The 16,050-nt window shown below is 71.6% G+C and carries 15 protein-coding genes; 14 read left to right on the top strand and 1 reads right to left on the bottom strand.

Features of this window, described 5'->3' with window-relative positions; genetic code table 11:
- The first annotated feature begins 79 nt into the window (after positions 1-79).
- From ABCR83_RS30600 to ABCR83_RS30655, 12 genes are all read left to right on the top strand, one after another.
- Positions 80-736, top strand: coding sequence for an MFS transporter (locus ABCR83_RS30600; RefSeq protein WP_462698516.1), 657 nt, complete (start codon positions 80-82; stop codon positions 734-736).
- Between the two features lie 119 nt (positions 737-855).
- Complete coding sequence (locus ABCR83_RS30605; RefSeq protein WP_462698502.1) at positions 856-1,722, top strand: 4'-phosphopantetheinyl transferase family protein; 867 nt, start codon at positions 856-858, stop codon at positions 1,720-1,722.
- Positions 1,719-2,873, top strand: a complete 1,155-nt coding sequence (locus ABCR83_RS30610) for a nucleotide disphospho-sugar-binding domain-containing protein (protein ID WP_462698503.1) — start codon at positions 1,719-1,721, stop codon at positions 2,871-2,873. The genes ABCR83_RS30605 and ABCR83_RS30610 overlap by 4 nt, the downstream gene beginning before the upstream one ends.
- On the top strand, positions 2,873-4,048 hold the full coding sequence (locus ABCR83_RS30615; protein WP_462698504.1) for a nucleotide disphospho-sugar-binding domain-containing protein: 1,176 nt from the start codon (positions 2,873-2,875) through the stop codon (positions 4,046-4,048). The genes ABCR83_RS30610 and ABCR83_RS30615 overlap by 1 nt, the downstream gene beginning before the upstream one ends.
- A 50-nt stretch (positions 4,049-4,098) precedes the next feature.
- Positions 4,099-5,166 carry a glucose-1-phosphate thymidylyltransferase gene (locus ABCR83_RS30620; RefSeq protein ID WP_462698505.1) on the top strand — a complete coding sequence of 356 codons (1,068 nt, stop codon included), beginning with the start codon at positions 4,099-4,101 and terminating at the stop codon, positions 5,164-5,166.
- A complete protein-coding gene (gene rfbB / locus ABCR83_RS30625; RefSeq protein ID WP_462698506.1) occupies positions 5,163-6,140 on the top strand; it encodes a dTDP-glucose 4,6-dehydratase in 978 nt (325 codons plus the stop codon). Before ABCR83_RS30620 ends, rfbB begins: the two co-directional genes overlap by 4 nt.
- On the top strand, positions 6,133-7,068 hold the full coding sequence (locus ABCR83_RS30630) for an NAD-dependent epimerase/dehydratase family protein (protein ID WP_462698507.1): 936 nt from the start codon (positions 6,133-6,135) through the stop codon (positions 7,066-7,068). Before rfbB ends, ABCR83_RS30630 begins: the two co-directional genes overlap by 8 nt.
- Positions 7,069-7,083: 15 nt before the next feature.
- The gene (gene rfbH / locus ABCR83_RS30635; protein WP_462698508.1) at positions 7,084-8,385 is read left to right on the top strand and encodes a lipopolysaccharide biosynthesis protein RfbH; all 1,302 of its coding nucleotides are present in this window, start codon (positions 7,084-7,086) and stop codon (positions 8,383-8,385) included.
- A 34-nt stretch (positions 8,386-8,419) separates the two neighbouring features.
- Complete coding sequence (locus ABCR83_RS30640) at positions 8,420-9,169, top strand: NAD-dependent epimerase/dehydratase family protein (RefSeq protein WP_462698509.1); 750 nt, start codon at positions 8,420-8,422, stop codon at positions 9,167-9,169.
- A gap of 36 nt (positions 9,170-9,205) precedes the next feature.
- Entirely contained in the window at positions 9,206-10,447 is a 1,242-nt protein-coding gene (locus tag ABCR83_RS30645) for a nucleotide disphospho-sugar-binding domain-containing protein (protein ID WP_462698510.1), read from the top strand.
- Positions 10,448-10,500: 53 nt separating this feature from the next.
- Positions 10,501-11,919, top strand: coding sequence for an NDP-hexose 2,3-dehydratase family protein (locus ABCR83_RS30650; protein ID WP_462698511.1), 1,419 nt, complete (start codon positions 10,501-10,503; stop codon positions 11,917-11,919).
- Positions 11,916-12,887, top strand: a complete 972-nt coding sequence (locus ABCR83_RS30655; RefSeq protein ID WP_462698512.1) for a Gfo/Idh/MocA family protein — start codon at positions 11,916-11,918, stop codon at positions 12,885-12,887. The genes ABCR83_RS30650 and ABCR83_RS30655 overlap by 4 nt, the downstream gene beginning before the upstream one ends.
- Here the strand turns inward: ABCR83_RS30655 and ABCR83_RS30660 are convergent.
- Positions 12,864-13,442: a TetR/AcrR family transcriptional regulator gene (locus ABCR83_RS30660; protein WP_462698513.1), complete on the bottom strand. Its 579-nt coding sequence runs from the start codon at positions 13,440-13,442 to the stop codon at positions 12,864-12,866. The genes ABCR83_RS30655 and ABCR83_RS30660 overlap by 24 nt on opposite strands.
- Before the next feature lie 178 nt (positions 13,443-13,620).
- Between ABCR83_RS30660 and ABCR83_RS30665 the strand changes: the two genes are divergently transcribed.
- Both ABCR83_RS30665 and ABCR83_RS30670 read left to right on the top strand, forming a co-directional pair.
- A complete protein-coding gene (locus ABCR83_RS30665) occupies positions 13,621-15,207 on the top strand; it encodes an MDR family MFS transporter (protein WP_462698514.1) in 1,587 nt (528 codons plus the stop codon).
- 28 nt (positions 15,208-15,235) lie between these two features.
- The gene (locus tag ABCR83_RS30670; RefSeq protein WP_462698515.1) at positions 15,236-15,811 is read left to right on the top strand and encodes a dTDP-4-dehydrorhamnose 3,5-epimerase family protein; all 576 of its coding nucleotides are present in this window, start codon (positions 15,236-15,238) and stop codon (positions 15,809-15,811) included.
- The last annotated feature ends 239 nt before the right edge of the window (positions 15,812-16,050 follow it).

Consider the following 16,050-nt stretch of genomic DNA (forward strand, 5'->3'; position numbering starts at 1 on the left):
TGCTCCGCCTTGCGATCCTCCCCCAGCTAACGCTGGGAGGTGCCCCCATCACCAGACACCGCAGGGCCCGCACCGACCCATCGGACACCCCCTAGGCCCCCGGCCCGGGCTCCGGCTCCTCGCCCACCGCCCGCTGCTGCGCTCGGCGTTGGGCGCCGCCGCGCTCAACGGCTCCTACTGGGGCTTCCTGTTCCTGGCCACCCTGCAGCTGCAGCGGACCACCGGCTGGTCACCGCTGCGCACGGGGCTGGCCCTGCTGCCCGGGGCGCTGCTGCTGACGGTGGCCGCGCCGTTCGCCGGACGGCTGGTCGCCCGGGTCGGCCCGGCGCGGCTGATCGCCCTGGGCGCGGCCGCGCCGCCGCTCGGCTATGCGCTCTATCTGCGGGCCGGTACGCCGCATTCGTATCCGGCGGATGTGCTGCCGACGGTGCTGCTGGTGGGGGTCGGCTTTGTGCTCGGCTTCTCCGCGCTGCACATGCAGGCGCTGGGCGGTGTCGAGCGGGAGCGGCAGGCCGCGGTCGGATCGGTGTACCAGGCGTCCGTGCAGTTGGGCGGGGTCGCGGTGCTGGTGCCGGTGGCGGCGTTGGGGCATCGGGGTGCGCTGGTGCTGGTGACCGCCGTCGGGCTGGCGGGGCTGGCGGTCGGGCTCAGCGGTGTGGTGGCCGGGCGCGATGCGGCTCCGCCGTGTGACGGGGCTCGACCCCCGGACGCCGGTGCGAGGGCTGACACCCCCTAGGGCGCTTCTGACGGATCTCCGCGCCCCGGTTCGGGGCCCGCGCCCTCGCGCCCCGCTCGGGGCTCCGCCCCGGCCCGCGCTCTGGGCGCCTCCCCACCCTCACAACCCGGAGGGCACCCGTGCTCGACCTATGGCTACTCCCTCCGCCCCTTCCCGAAACCCTCCTCCGGTCGATCCCCTCACCCGAACTCGACACCGAGGAGAACCGCCGGGCCGCCGCCTTCCGGCGCCCCGCCGACCGGTTGCTCTATGTGTCCTCCCACCTCGCCCTGCGCCGGCTGCTCGCCGCGTACCTGCGGACCACCCCGGAGCGGATCCGGCTGACCAGGGAGCCATGCCCCGGCTGCGGCGGGCCGCACGGCAGGCCGCGGCTGGCCGGTACGCCGGAAGGAGCGCCCCCGCCACTGCACTTCTCGCTCACCCACGGCGGGGGACTCGCCCTGATGGGGGTGGCATCCGACCCGGTGGGGGTGGACGTACAGGCCGCACCGGACCCCGAGACGGTCACCCTGTGCGCCCCCGCCCTGCACCCGGCCGAGCGGGCGGAGCTCACCACCCTGCCCCCGGAGGCCGGACCGCGGGCGTTCGCCCGGCTGTGGACGCGCAAGGAGGCCTACCTCAAGGGCCTCGGCACCGGGCTGACCCGGCCCGCGTCCGCCGACTACCTGGGGGACGCGACCGGGCGGCGTCCACCGGGCTGGACGGTCCTGGACCTCACCCTCGACGGCCTCGTCTACGGAACCGGCACCGACCCCGCCGCCGCCGTCGCGGTGCGGCGCCCGGCCCAACCCCCGCCCGCCGTACGCCTGTTGCCCGCTGCCGTGCTGGGCGCCGACGGAGCCGCACGGACCGCACGGGCCGTACGGGCCCTGGCCCTGCCGGACCCCGCCGGGCACATCCCTGCCGATCACATTCCCGCCGGTCAGAGCCCCGCCGGTCAAAAGCCTGCCGTACCGGAACCCCCGCCTGTCGAAGGAGAATCGTGAAAGCCCTGTTTATCGCCGGTGCGGCACCGGCCACCGTGTTCGCCCTGGCGCCGTTGGCGCAGGCCCTGCGCAACGCCGGACACGAAGTCTTCATGGCCTCGACCGAGGACATGATGCCGACCGTGGCCAGGGCCGGAATCCCCGGCGTCCCGGTGACGGACCGCAGCCTGGAGAGCCTGGTCGGCACCGACCGCGCGGGAAACCCGCTGTCGCCGCCGCAGGGCTTCGACCAGGAACAGGAGCACACCGGCCGCTGGTTCGCCCGGCTGGCCGCCGCGAGCCTGGACGCCCTGCTGGCACTGGCCGCCGACTGGCGGCCGGATGTGGTGGTCGGCGGCACCATGTCCTATGCGGCGCCGCTGCTCGCCGCCCACCTCGGCATCCCCCAGGTGCGGCAGACCTGGGACGGCATGGACGTCACCGGGATCGACCCGCACGCCGACACCGAACTCGCCCCCGAGCTCGCCCGGTTGGGCCTGGCCCGGCTGCCCGGGCCCGACCTGCTGGTCGATGTCTGCCCGCCCAGCCTGCGCCCGCCCAGCTCGGCCGGGGCCCACCCGATGCGGTGGATCCCCGGCAATGAACAGCGGCCGCTGGAGCCCTGGATGTACACCCGGGGGGAGCGCCGCCGGGTCTGTGTCACCGCGGGCAGCCGGGTCACCCTGACCAACAGCGAGGGCTTCCTGCGCGAGCTGGCCCACGACATCGGCTCGCTGGACGTCGAACTGGTCGTCGCCGCCCCGGAGTCCATCGCCGCGGGGCTGCGCGAGACCTTCCCGGAGCTGCGCATCGGCTGGGTGCCGCTGGATGTGGTGGCGCCGACCTGCGACCTGATCGTGCACCACGGCGGCGGGGTCACCACCATCACCGCGCTCAACGCCGGTACCCCCCAGCTGATCCTGCCCAAGCCGCAGGTCTTCCTGCCGGGCGCGCGCCGGGTCACCGGGGCCAAGGCGGGCCGGGTGCTGGCGGCCGCCGAGGCCACCGGCGAGGCCATCGCCGCGGCCTGCCGCGATCTGCTGACCGACCCCGGCTACCGCGAGGGGGCCCGTGCCATCCGGCGCGAGATCGCCTCGCTGCCGACGCCCGCCGAGGTCACCGGCGTCGTCGAGCGGCTGGTGCACCTCAACTCCCGCGCCAAGGAGGCGTGATGCGCGTACTGTTCCTCTCCACCCCCGTCGCCACCCACTTCACCCCGCTGATTCCCCTGGTGTGGGCGTTCCGCGCGGCCGGCCACGAGACGCTGGTCGCGGCCCAGCCGGATGTGACGGACGGGCTCGCCGGGAACGGGCTCACCGGGCTGACCCTGGGCGAGCGCTTCAACGTCGACAACTATCTGCGCGGACGCTTCGCCGAGTTCCCCGGCCGCCGGTTCGCCGAGCTCACCCCCCGCCCGGCGGAGGAGAACATGGGGGCCTTCGCGGTGGTGTGGTGGCGCAACGCCACCCGGATGCTGCCACTGGCCCTGGACGCGGCGCGGGAATTCCGCCCGGATCTGATCGTCTCCGACCAGCTGGAGTTCTCCTCGCTGCTGCTGGGCGACATCCTCGGGGTGCCGGTGGTGCACCACCGCTGGGGCGTGGACCCCATCTCCACCGCCGGCCGCCCGCGGGCCCGCGCGATGATGGGCGAACTCGCCCGGGAGCACGGCATATCCGGGCTGCGCGAGCCCGATGTGATCCTCGACCCCTGCCCGCCCTCCCTCCAGCTCCCCTGGGCGACCCCCGGCACCCCCATCCGCTATGTCCACTCCAACGGCGGCGGCCTGGTGCCCGGCTGGGTCACCGAGGACGGCCCGGCGGACAGCCGGAAGGTCCGGCGGGTCGCCGTGTCGATGGGCACCCGCACCCTGGAGCTCGACGGCATCCCACTGGTACGTGCCGTGCTGCGGGCCTTCGACGGGCTGCCGGACACCGAGGCGGTCGCCACCGTTCCGGAGCACCTGCGCGAGGCGTTCGGCCCGCTGCCCGGCAACGTCCGCCTGATCGACCCGGTGCCGCTGCAGCTGTTCCTCGACCGCTGCGACGCCCTGGTCCACCACGGTGGCGCGGGCACCAGCATGAACGCCATCCGGGCCGGCCTGCCGCAGCTCGTCCTGCCGCAGATGTCCGACCAGTTCTGGCACGCCGACCAGCTCGCCGCCTCCGGGGCGGCGCTCCAGCTCGCCGAGCCCTTCCTGCAGACCTCGGTGCCCAGGCTGCGGAGCCTGCTCGACCGGCTGACCGGCGAGGAGCGCTACGCCAAGGCGGCCGCCCAACTGCGCGACGAGGCGGACCGGATGCCCTCACCGGCCCGGGTCGTCGCCGATCTCGAACAACTCGCCTGACTGCCAACCGATTTCCCCTGGCAACCGATTCCCCAGAGAGAGGCCCTGTCATGAAAGCCCTGGTGTTGTCGGGCGGGTCGGGAACCCGTCTGCGCCCCTTCAGCTACTCCATGCCCAAGCAGCTGATACCGATCGCCAACAAGCCGGTGCTCGAGCACGTCCTGGAGAACATCCGGGACCTCGGGGTGACCGAGATCGGCATCATCGTCGGCGACCGCATCGATGAGATCGCCCCGGTCATCGGCGACGGCTCCCGGTTCGGGGTGAAGGTCACCTTTATTCCGCAGGACGCCCCGCGCGGCCTGGCGCACACCGTGGCCATCGCCCGGGACTTCCTCGGCGACGACGACTTCGTCATGTACCTCGGCGACAACATGCTCCCCGAGGGCGTGGCCGACATCGCCGCCGAGTTCCGCGCCGAACGCCCGGCCGCCCAGGTCGTGGTCCACAAGGTGACCGACCCCACCGCCTTCGGAGTGGCCGAACTCGGCCCGGACGGCGAGGTGCTGCGGCTGGTGGAGAAGCCCAAGGAGCCGCGCAGCGACCTGGCCCTGATCGGCGTCTACTTCTTCACCCCGGCCATCCACCAGGCGGTCGACTCCATCGAGCCCAGTGCCCGCGGCGAGCTGGAGATCACCGACGCCATCCAGTGGCTGGTCACCCAGGGCGCCGACGTCCGGGCCCGGGAGTACGACGGTTATTGGAAGGACACCGGCCGGGTCGAGGACGTCCTGGAGTGCAACCGCAGGCTCCTGGACGACCTCCGTCCGGACATCGCCGGTGAGGTGGACGCGGACAGCGTGCTCACCGGAGCGGTGGTCGTCGAGGCGGGCGCCCGGATCGTCAACTCCCGGATCGAGGGCCCGGCCGTGATCGGCGCCGGCACCGTCGTCGAGGACAGCCACATCGGCCCGCACACCGCGATCGGGCGTGACAACGTACTGCGCCGGGCCGGGATCAGCTACTCCATCACCCTCGACGGCGCGGCCGTCAGCGACGTACGCGGCCTGCACGGCTCGCTCATCGGCCGCTCGGCCACCGTCGGCGCCGGAGACACCGGCGCCGCCCAGCACCGGCTCGTCGTCGGTGACCACACCCGCGTGGAGGTTGCGGCATGAAGATCCTCGTCACCGGCGCCGCCGGGTTCATCGGCTCGCACTATGTGCGCACCCTGCTGGCGGGCGGCTACCCCGGCGCGGAGCACGCCGAGGTCACCGTCCTCGACAAGCTCACCTACGCGGGCAACCGGGCCAACCTCCCGGAGCAGCACCCCGGGCTGACCTTCGTCCAGGGCGACATCTGCGATCTGCCGCTGCTGCTCGACCTGCTGCCCGGCCATGACGCGGTGGTGCACTTCGCCGCCGAGTCCCATGTCGACCGCTCCATCGAGGCCGCGGCCGAGTTCGTCCGCACCAATGTCGGCGGCACCCAGAACGTCCTTGAGGCGGCCCTGCGCACCGGCGTCCAGCGGGTGGTGCATGTGTCCACCGACGAGGTCTACGGCTCGATCGCCGAGGGCTCCTGGACCGAGGACTGGCCGCTGATGCCCAACACCCCGTACGCGGCTTCCAAGGCCGGGTCGGACCTGGTGGCGCGCTCCTACTGGAAGACCCACGGCCTGGACCTGTCCATCACCCGCTGCTCCAACAACTACGGGCCCTACCAGCACCCCGAGAAGCTGATCCCGCTGTTCATCACCAACCTGCTCGAGGGCAGGCAGGTGCCGCTGTACGGCGACGGGCGCAACATCCGCGAGTGGCTGCACGTGGACGACCACTGCCGGGGCATCCACCTGGTGCTGACCAAGGGCCGGGCCGGCGAGGTCTACAACATCGGCGGCGGCAACGAGCGCACCAATGTCCAGATCACCCACGCCCTGCTGGAACTGCTCGGCGCCGATGAGTCGGCGATCGTCAGGGTCGCCGACCGCAAGGGCCACGATCTGCGCTACTCCATCGAGGAGACCAAGATCCGCGAGGAGCTGGGCTATGCCCCGCAGACCTCCTTCGAGCAGGGCCTGGCCGACACCGTCGCCTGGTACCGGGACAACCCGGGCTGGTGGAAGGCTGTCAAGCACGGTGCCCATGCCTGAGCGGGTGGTGCTGCTCGGGGGCACCGGCTTCCTCGGCCGGGAACTGCTGGGCGCCTTCGCCGCCGCCGGCGCGACGACGCTGAGCGTCTCGCGCCGCGGCGGCGGGGCGGGCGGCCATGCGCTGGACCTGGCCACCGCCACGCCCGGCGAACTCGCCGGGCTGTGCGCCGGGTTCGGCGCTCACACGGTGGTCAACGCGGCGGGTGCGGTGTGGGGCGTGACCGAGGAGCGGATGCGCCTGCTCAACGCCGACCTGGTGGACCGCCTGGTGGCCGCGCTCGTCCCGCTGCCGGGCCGGCCCCGGCTGATCCAGCTGGGCAGCGTCCATGAGTACGGGCCGGGGGCGCTCGGCGCCGCCACCGACGAGGAGTGGGAACCCGCCCCCGTCACCCCCTATGGACAGGCCAAACTGCAGGCCTCCGAGGCCGTGTTGCGGGCCGCCCGCACCGTGGGGCTCAACGGAGTGGTGCTGCGCGTCGCCAATGTCTGCGGCGCGGGCGCCCCGCACGGCAGCCTGCTGGGCAAGGTCGGTGCACAACTCGCCGACGGCGCCGAGGAGTTGCGGTTCGGCCCGCTGCGGGCCCGGCGGGACTTCGTGGACGTACGGGATGTGGCCGCGGCCGTACTGGCCGCCGCGGCGGCCCCCGAGGACACCGTCCGCGGCCAGGTGATCAACGTGGGCCGGGGCGAGGCCGTGCCGGTCCGGGAGCTGATCGACCGGCTGGCGGCGCTCACCGGGCGCCCGGTGAGCATCGTCGAACAGGACGCCCCGGGCGGCCGCGCCGACGTCGAGTGGCAGCGGCTGGACATCGCCAAGGCCCGGCGGCTGCTCGGCTGGGAGCCGCGCCATGACCTCCAGGAGTCGTTGCGGAGCCTGCTCGCGGCGGCGAAGTCCACGGCCGAGCCCACCGACACACAACTGGTTTGAGGAAGGAAACGCGAGATGAGCGAGCAGAAAGAGCTCGTCCTGGACGCGGTGCGCAAGTACCACCAGGAGGATCAGGCCGACGGCGGATTCGTACCGGGCACCACCGAGATCTGGCCGTCCGGCGCCGTGCTGGAGGAGGAGGACCGGGTGGCGCTGGTGGAGGCCGCCCTGGAGATGCGGATCGCCGCCGGGCGCAGCTCACGCAAGTTCGAGTCGCAGTTCGCGCGCCGGCTCAAGCGGCGCAAGGCCCATCTGACCAACTCCGGTTCCTCCGCCAACCTGCTGGCCGTCTCGGCGCTGACCTCCCATGTGCTGGAGGACCGGCGGCTGCGGCCCGGCGACGAGGTGATCACCGTGGCGGCGGGCTTCCCCACCACGGTCAACCCGATCCTGCAGAACGGCCTGGTGCCGGTCTTCGTCGACGTCGAGCTGGGCACCTACAACGCCACGGCGGAGCGGGTCGCGGCGGCCATCGGCCCCAAGACCCGGGCGATCATCATCGCGCACGCCCTGGGCAACCCGTTCGAGGTCGCGGAGATCGCCCAACTGGCCGTGGAACACGAACTGTTCCTCATCGAGGACAACTGTGACGCGGTCGGCTCGACCTACGACGGGCAGCTCACCGGCACCTTCGGCGACCTGACCACGGTCAGCTTCTACCCGGCCCACCATCTGACGATGGGCGAGGGCGGCTGTGTGCTGACCTCCAACCTGGCGCTGGCCCGGATCGTGGAGTCGCTGCGCGACTGGGGCCGGGACTGCTGGTGTGAGCCGGGCGAGAACGACAAGTGCCTCAAGCGGTTCAAGTACCAGATGGGCACCCTGCCCGAGGGCTACGACCACAAGTACATCTTCTCGCACGTCGGTTACAACCTGAAGGCCACCGACATCCAGGCCGCCCTGGGCCTGACCCAGCTGGCCAAGCTGGACTCCTTCATCGACGCCCGCCGCCGCAACTGGCGCCGGCTGCGCGACGGCCTGGACGGCGTCCCCGGCCTGCTGCTGCCCGAGGCCACCGCCAAGTCCGACCCCAGCTGGTTCGGCTTCGCCCTCACCGTCCGGCCCGACGCGCCCTACTCCCGGGCCGAGCTGGTGGACTTCCTGGAGGGCCGCAAGATCGGCACCCGGCGGCTGTTCGCGGGCAACCTCACCCGGCACCCCGCCTATATCGACCAGCCGCACCGGATCGTCGGCGACCTCACCAACAGCGACATCATCACCGACCAGACCTTCTGGGTCGGCGTCTACCCCGCCCTGACCGACCAGATGCTCGACTACGTCGTCGACTCGGTCAAGGAATTCGTGGCCGGCAAGTGATGCGCGACCTCTTCCCGAACTGGGGGACCCTCCAATGGAAATCATAGGAAAAGGGTTTATCGCGCGGAACCTCGAACCCCTCGCGCACCGGCACCCCGATGTCGTGGTGCTGGCGGCCGGGGTGTCCTGGGCGGTCGGCACCTCGGAGGCCGACTTCCGGCGCGAGGCCGACCTGCTGCGGGACGTGGCGGAGCGCTGCCGGGCCACCGGCCGGGCACTGCTGTTCTTCTCCACCGCCTCCACCGGAATGTACGGGGCCTGCGAGGGCCCCGGCCGGGAGGACGAACCGGTCACCCCCTGCACCCCGTACGGCGCCCACAAGCTCGCCCTGGAGGAGCAACTGCGGGCGTCCGGAGCCGAGTTCCTGATCCTGCGGCTGGGCCATCTGGTCGGCCCCGGGCAGCCGCCGCACCAGCTGCTGCCCACGCTGGTGCGGCAGCTCCGCGAGGGCTCGGTGTGGATCCACCGGGGCGCGGTGCGCGACCTGGTCCATGTCGACGATGTGGTCGCCGTCATCGACCGGCTGCTGACCAAGGGGCTGCGCGGCGAGACCGTCAATGTGGCCTCCGGCGAGGCCGTCCCGGTGGAGCTGATCGTCGACCGGCTCGAGCAGGGCCTGGGCACCGGAGCCCGCCGCGAGTACCGGGACGCGGGCAGCCACCATGTGATCTCCATCGACAAGCTGCGCGACCTGGTGCCGGACGTCGCCGCGGCCTTCGGCCCCGGCTACTACCGCCGGGTCATCGACACCTTCCTCGCCGACGGCGTATCGGCCGAGGTCTGAACACCCCGCGTCCGCAACCTGATTGGACCCACACCCATGCGCGTACTGTTCACCATCTTTCCCGGGGCGGCCCACATGCACCCCATCGCGCCCCTCGCGTGGGCCCTGCAGAACGCGGGCCACCAGGTCCGCGTCCTCGTCCACCCCGAGGCGACGGACCTGGTCACCGAGGCCGGGCTCACCGCGGTGCCGATGGGCGCGGGCGAGCACTTCGCCAAGGCCATCGAGCTCAACAACGATGTCGAGAAGCTCCAGGACCTCGACGACCTGATGTCCGTCGACACCACCGCCGACGACGAAGCCCGCTTCGAGGAGCAGTGGCTCAGGATGCGCGGGGTCTCGGCGATCTTCCGCTCCCTCCTCCCCGACCTGGTCGGCTTCTGCCGCCGCTGGCAGCCCGACCTCGTCCTGTGGGACCCCTTCTGCACGGTGGCCGGCGTGGCCGCCCGGGTCACCGGCGCCGCCCACGCCCGCTTCCTGTGGGGCCAGGACAACATCGCCCTGCTGCGCGAGCGCGCCCGCACCCACTACGCCCCGGGCGAGGACCCCATGCTCGCCATGATCGAAGGCATGGCCAAGGAGTACGACCTGGAGTACGAGGAGGAGATGCTGCTCGGCCAGTGGAGCATCGACCCGATGCCCCCCGGCCTGCGGCTCCCCACCGGCCTGCACTACGAGCCCATCCGCCGGATCCCCTTCAACGGCTCGTCCGTGGCGCCCGACTGGGCCCACGAGCGGCCCGAGCGGCCCCGGGTGGCGCTGACCCTCGGCATCGGCGGCCGGGGCCGGCAGCTGTTCCGGCGCAGCGGAGTCTCCTTCCCCGAGGTCGTCGAGGCGGTCGCCGGGCTGGACGTGGAGCTGGTCGCCACCGTGGGCGCCGCCGAGCGGGCCGCCCTGGGCACCGTCCCGGAGAACGTCCGGCTGGTCGACTACATCCCGCTCAACCTGCTGCTGCCCACCTGCTCCGCGGTCATCCACCACGGCGGCGGCGGCACCTTCGCCGCATCGGTGGCCTCCCGGGTGCCCCAGCTGATCACCCCCATGCCGATGTGGAGCGAACTCACCACCGCCCGCTATGTGGCCGCCAACGGCGCCGGACTGGTGCTGGACAGCGCCTCCTTCACCGCCGCGGCGCTCCGTGACAGTCTGGTCCGGATCCTCACCGAACCCTCCTTCCAGGACGGCGCCGCCAAGCTCCACGCCGAGAGCACGGCCACCCCCGGCCCCAATGACCTGGTGCCCGTGCTGGAGAACCGCACCGCCCGGCACCGCCGTTGACCGGCTACGGCAGCCGGCGCACCGTACCGAACCAGACCCCAGGGAGTCAGCGCATGTTGTCCAACCGTGCCGAGCCGCGCGCCGCCGGGACCCCGCTCCGGCAGCGTGCGGACGACCGGCTCGCCGACCGCATAGCCAGGTCCGCGGCCACCACCCGGGGCGCGCTGCTGCGCACCGAGGAGTTCACCGAGTGGCTCGCCGGGCGCGGGCGCGCCAACACCTTCCGGGTGGACCGGATTCCGTTCGCCGCGCTGGACGGCTGGTCGTTCGAGGAGCGCACCGGCAATCTGGTGCACCGCAGCGGGCGGTTCTTCACCGTGGAGGGCCTGCGGGTCAGCGGTGGCCCGGCGCCCTTCCCGGAGTGGGAGCAGCCCATCATCAAGCAGCCCGAGGTGGGCATCCTCGGCATCCTGGCCAAGGAGTTCGACGGTGTCCTGCACTTCCTGATGCAGGCCAAGATGGAGCCGGGCAACCGCAAGCTGCTGCAGCTCTCGCCGACCGTCCAGGCCACCCGCAGCAACTACACCAAGGTCCACCGGGGCGCCGATGTGAAGTACATCGAGTACTTCACCCAGCCCGGCCGGGGCCGGGTGCTGGCCGATGTGCTCCAGTCCGAACACGGCTCATGGTTCTACCACAAGTCCAACCGCAACATGGTCGTCGAGGCCGTCGGCGAGGTCGAACTGCTCGACGACTTCTGCTGGCTCACCCTCGGCCAGATCGGTGAACTCCTGCTCCAGGACAATGTGGTCAACATGGACTCGCGCACCGTCCTGTCCTGCATCCCCTTCGGCGGTGCCCACCCGGAGGCGGTGCACTCGGACACCGAGCTGCGGTCCTGGTTCACCGCCGAACGCTCCCGGCACGAGGTGCGCGCCGAGCGCATCCCGCTGCGGGACGTCCGGGACTGGAAGCGCGACGACACCACCATCGAGCACGACGAGGGCCGCTTCTTCCGGGTGGTCGCCGTCTCCGTGCAGGCCGGAAACCGGGAGGTCACCCGCTGGACCCAGCCGCTCTTCGAGCCGGTCGGGCTGGGGGTGACGGCCTTTGTCACCCGCACCTTCGGCGGAGTCCCGCATGTGCTGGCGCAGGCGCGGGTGGAGGGCGGCTTCCTGGACACCGTGGAGCTCGGCCCCACCGTCCAGTACACCCCCGGCAACTACGCCCTGCTGGATGCGGCGGACCGCCCGCCCTTCCTGGACTTCGTGCTGGGCGCCGACCCCGCCAGGATCCGCTACGAGGCCGTGCACTCCGAGGAGGGCGGCCGGTTCCTCAACGCCGAGAGCCGCTATCTGCTCGTCGAGGCCGAGGAAGCCGACGAGGGCGACGTCCCCGCCGAGGCGCCCGAGGGCTATGCCTGGGTCACCCCCGGCCAGCTCACCACGCTCGTCCGCCATGGCCACTACGTCAATGTCCAGGCCCGCACCCTGCTCGCTTGCCTCAACGCCACGGCGGTGCACGGCCGATGACCGCCCCCCTGCGCTTCGGCGTCCTCGGCTGCGCCGAGATCGCCCGCCGCCGGATGCTCCCCGCCATGGCCGCCGGACCGCACACCGAGGTACGGGCCGTCGCCAGCCGCGACCTGGCCAAGGCCCGGGAGACCGCCGCCCCTTATGGCGCCGACCCCGTGCCCGGCTACGCCGGGCTCCTCGAACGCGAGGACATCGACGCGGTGTATGTGCCACTGCCACTGGCCCTGCACGCGGAGTGGGTGGAGAAGGCGCTGCTGGCCGGCAAGCATGTACTGGCCGAGAAGCCGCTCACCGACGACCTCGCCCGTACCGAGCGGCTCCTGGAGCTCGCCCGGGAGCGCGGCCTGGCGCTGATGGAGAACGTGCTGTTCGTCCATCACTCCCAGCACACCGCCGTGCAGCGGCTGGTGGACGGCGGGGCCATCGGTGAACTGCGCGCCTTCCAGGCCGCCTTCACCGTCCCCGCCTTTGCCGACGACGACATCCGCCACCGCCGCGAGCTCGGCGGCGGCGCCCTGTGGGATGTGGGCGTCTACCCCCTGCGGGCCGCCCTGCACCTGCTGGGCGACGGGCTGCAGGTGCTCGGCGCCCAGCTCACCACCGGCGCCGGGCGTGAGGTGGACACCGCCGGAGCGGCCTTGCTGCGCACCCCCGGCGGCGTCACCGCACAGCTCACCTTCGGCATGGACCACGGCTACCGCAACAGCTATGAACTGCACGGCAGCAAGGGCCGGATCACCCTCGACCGGGTCTTCTCCCCGCCCGCCGACCACCGCCCGCTGGTGCGGATCGAGACCCGGACGGGCACCGAGGAACTGCCCCTGGAGCCGGACGACCAGGTGGCGGGCGCCCTGGCCGCCTTCGCCCGGTCCGTCCGCGAGGGCGTCTTCCGGTACCAGGACTCCCGGGCACAGGCCGCGCTGCTCGGCGCGGTCCGGGAGTCAGCCGGTCTTCTCGACGGCTGACTCCAGGATCTCCAGGGCGACCTCGAGGGTGGCCAGCCGCCGCTCCTCGGGGTCACCCGGAATGGCGTCCATGGTCAACGCGCCGAAGTGGACGGTGAGTACGGCGGTGGAGTAGCGGACGTGGGTGCGCAGCGGCCCGCCGCCCGCGTGGATCAGCCGGGAGAGGCGGACCACCCGGTCGCGGAGCTTCTCACCGATGTCCAGCGAGCCGAGCGAGGCCTGGTTCTCATGGAGGATGTGGTAGATCGGTGCCGCCTCCCTGAGGGTCTCGCTGTAGCGGCGCAGCAGTTCGCGCTTGGTCTTCAGGGTGGCCGGCCGTTCCTCCCCCCAGGCGATGAGTTCGTCCACCGGCCTGCCGATCTCGTCGGAGATGGCGCCGAGGATGTCTTCCTTCGTCTTGAAGTGGTAGTACAGCGCGGCCTTGGTGACGTCGAGCTCCTCGGCGATCTCGCGCAGCGAGGTCTTCTCATAGCCGTGGCGGACGAAGAGGTCCAGGGCCGTGCTCTGGATGCGCTCGCGGGTGTCGCTCCTGCGCGGGTGGGGGGTGTTGCCCATGTGGTGGTGCTCCTTTGTTCCGTCCTGCCGTGGTGGATCCAGCGCTCCCCGGCCAACCCAAGCCTACTTGACGCCCGGCTAGTTAGCCCATATCTTCCTCGTGTATTAACTAGCCCGTCGGCAAGTAAGTGATGCGGTTCGTCTGCCGGGGCTCCCACATACCTCATGGGGAGAGATCATGTCGCAGGAATCCACCGTGGCCCAGGCGCCTTCGGCGGCGCCGACGCCGCGCAGTACCTATGCCGTCGTCGGTGCGGTGACCATCGCCATGCTGCTGGCGTCCCTCGACAACCTGATCCTGGGCTCCGCCATGCCGACGATCGTCAGTGAGTTCGGCGGGCTCAACCACCTCTCCTGGGTCTCCTCGGCCTATATGCTCGCCACCGCCGCGGCCACCCCGATCTGGGGCAAGCTCGGTGACATGTACGGGCGCAAGGGGATGTTCCTCTCGTCCATCGCCATCTTCCTGGTCGGCTCCGCGGCCTCCGGGCTCTCCCGGTCGATGGGCCAGCTGATCGCCTTCCGTGCGCTCCAGGGACTGGGCGCCGGCGGCCTGATGGTCGGCGCGCTCTCGCTGATCGCCGTGCTGATCCCGCCGGCCGAGCGCGGCAAGTACCAGGCCATGATCTCCGGCGCGATGGGCGTCGCCATGGTCGGCGGCCCGGTCGCGGGCGGCCTGATCACCGACCACCTCGGCTGGCGCTGGTGCTTCTATGTCAACCTGCCGCTCGGCGCCCTCGCCTTCGTCATGCTGGTCTCCTGGCTGCACCTGCCCAAGCAGCGCTCCCAGGCCCGGATCGACTACGCGGGCGCCGTGCTGCTGACCGCCGCCATCAGCGCACTGGTGCTGCTGTCCACCTGGGGCGGCACCGAGTGCGCCTGGAACTCGGTGATCATCATCGGGCTCGGCGTGGTCTTCGTCGCCGCCACCGTCGCCTTCCTCCTTGTGGAGCGCCGGGCGGCCGAGCCGATGCTGCCGCCGCATGTCTTCCGCGACCGCAACTTCTCCCTGGTCACCACGGTGGGCTTTCTGCTCGGCTTTGTGATGGTCGGCGCGATGACCTTCCTGCCGCTGTTCCAGCAGACCGTCCAGGGCGCCTCCGCCACCAACTCCGGTCTGCTGATGCTCCCGATGGTGCTCGGCATCGTCGGAGTGAACATGACCTCGGGCCAATTCATCACCAAGCACGCCAAGTTCCGGCTTGCCCTGATCACCGGCTCGGCGCTGCTGGTCGCCGGCGTCCTGCTGATGACCAGGATGGACGTCGGCACCGGCCGGGTGGAAACCGGCTGCTACATGGCCGTGCTCGGCCTGGGCGTGGGCCTGCTGATGCAGAACACCATCCAGGTCGGCATGGAGAGCGTGGAGCTCAAGGACCTGGGCGTCGCCTCCTCGACCATCACCCTGGCCCGCACCCTCGGCGGCTCGCTGGGTGTCGCGGTGGCCGGTGCCGTCTTCTCCCACCAGGTGCACCAGGTGATGGTGGACCGGCTCGGCGAGGCGGGCGGCAAGGTGGTGAGCGGCGGGGGCGCGCGCATCGACGCGGCGAGCCTCGAGAAGCTGCCCGCCACGGTCCGTTCCGCCTATGAACACGCCGTCGCCGGCGGCATCCACCAGGTGTTCCTCTACGCCTCGGCGGTCGGCGTCCTCGGCCTGATCACCTCCTGGTTCCTCAAGGCGACCCGCCGGGCCCAGCCCCTGGCCGCCGCCGACCCCGCCATCGGCGAGGAGACCCAAACCGGTCAGCCCTCGGCCATGGCCTGAACACTCGCACGATGAGTGAGGACTCCCCATGCACATCACCGAAACGGGTATCCCCGGAGCCTTTGTCGTCACCCCGGACCTCATCCCGGACGAGCGCGGAAACTTCTATGAGGCCATGCGCTCGGACGAGTTGAAGCGGGTCGCGGGCATCGACTTCGTCCCCGCCCAGATCAACTACTCGGTCTCCCGCAGGAACACCCTGCGCGGCCTGCACAGCGTCGCCATCCCGCCCGGCCAGGCGAAGCTGGTGACCTGTGTGCGCGGCGAACTGCGGGACATCCTGGTCGACCTGCGCATCGGCTCACCGACGTTCGGGCAGTACGAGACCAATGTCCTCGACGCCGCCTCGGGACGCTCGGTCTATGTGCCGGAGGGCGTGGGGCACGGTTTCCTCACCCTGGCCGAGGACACCTGCATCTGCTACGTGGTCTCCAGCAGCTATGTCCCCGGCACCCAGATAGACATCGACCCCCTGGACCCGGACCTCGACCTCCCCTGGGACTTCACCGAGCCGCCGCTGATCTCCGACAAGGACGCGGGCGCCCCCCGGCTGAAGGAGGCCGTCGCGGCCGGAATCCTCTCCTCCTGGCAGCCGGCCGGCTGACGGCTTCCCGGCAGCACCCCCCAACTCCCCCCTATCTCCCCCATATCTCCTCGAAAACCCCGGTGCGCATCCAGCGCCGGGGTTTTCGGGCTGTCCGGAAAGAGGCAGCGACATGACCACCACCGACACCAGCATGCAGGGCAGGCTGGCCGAACTCGCCGAACTGAAGCGGCGGGTGCTCGACGGTCCCGGTGAGCGGGCTACCCAGGCGCAGCGGGCGAAGGGGAAGCTGACGGTTC

Source organism: Streptomyces xingningensis (genome assembly GCF_054957865.1).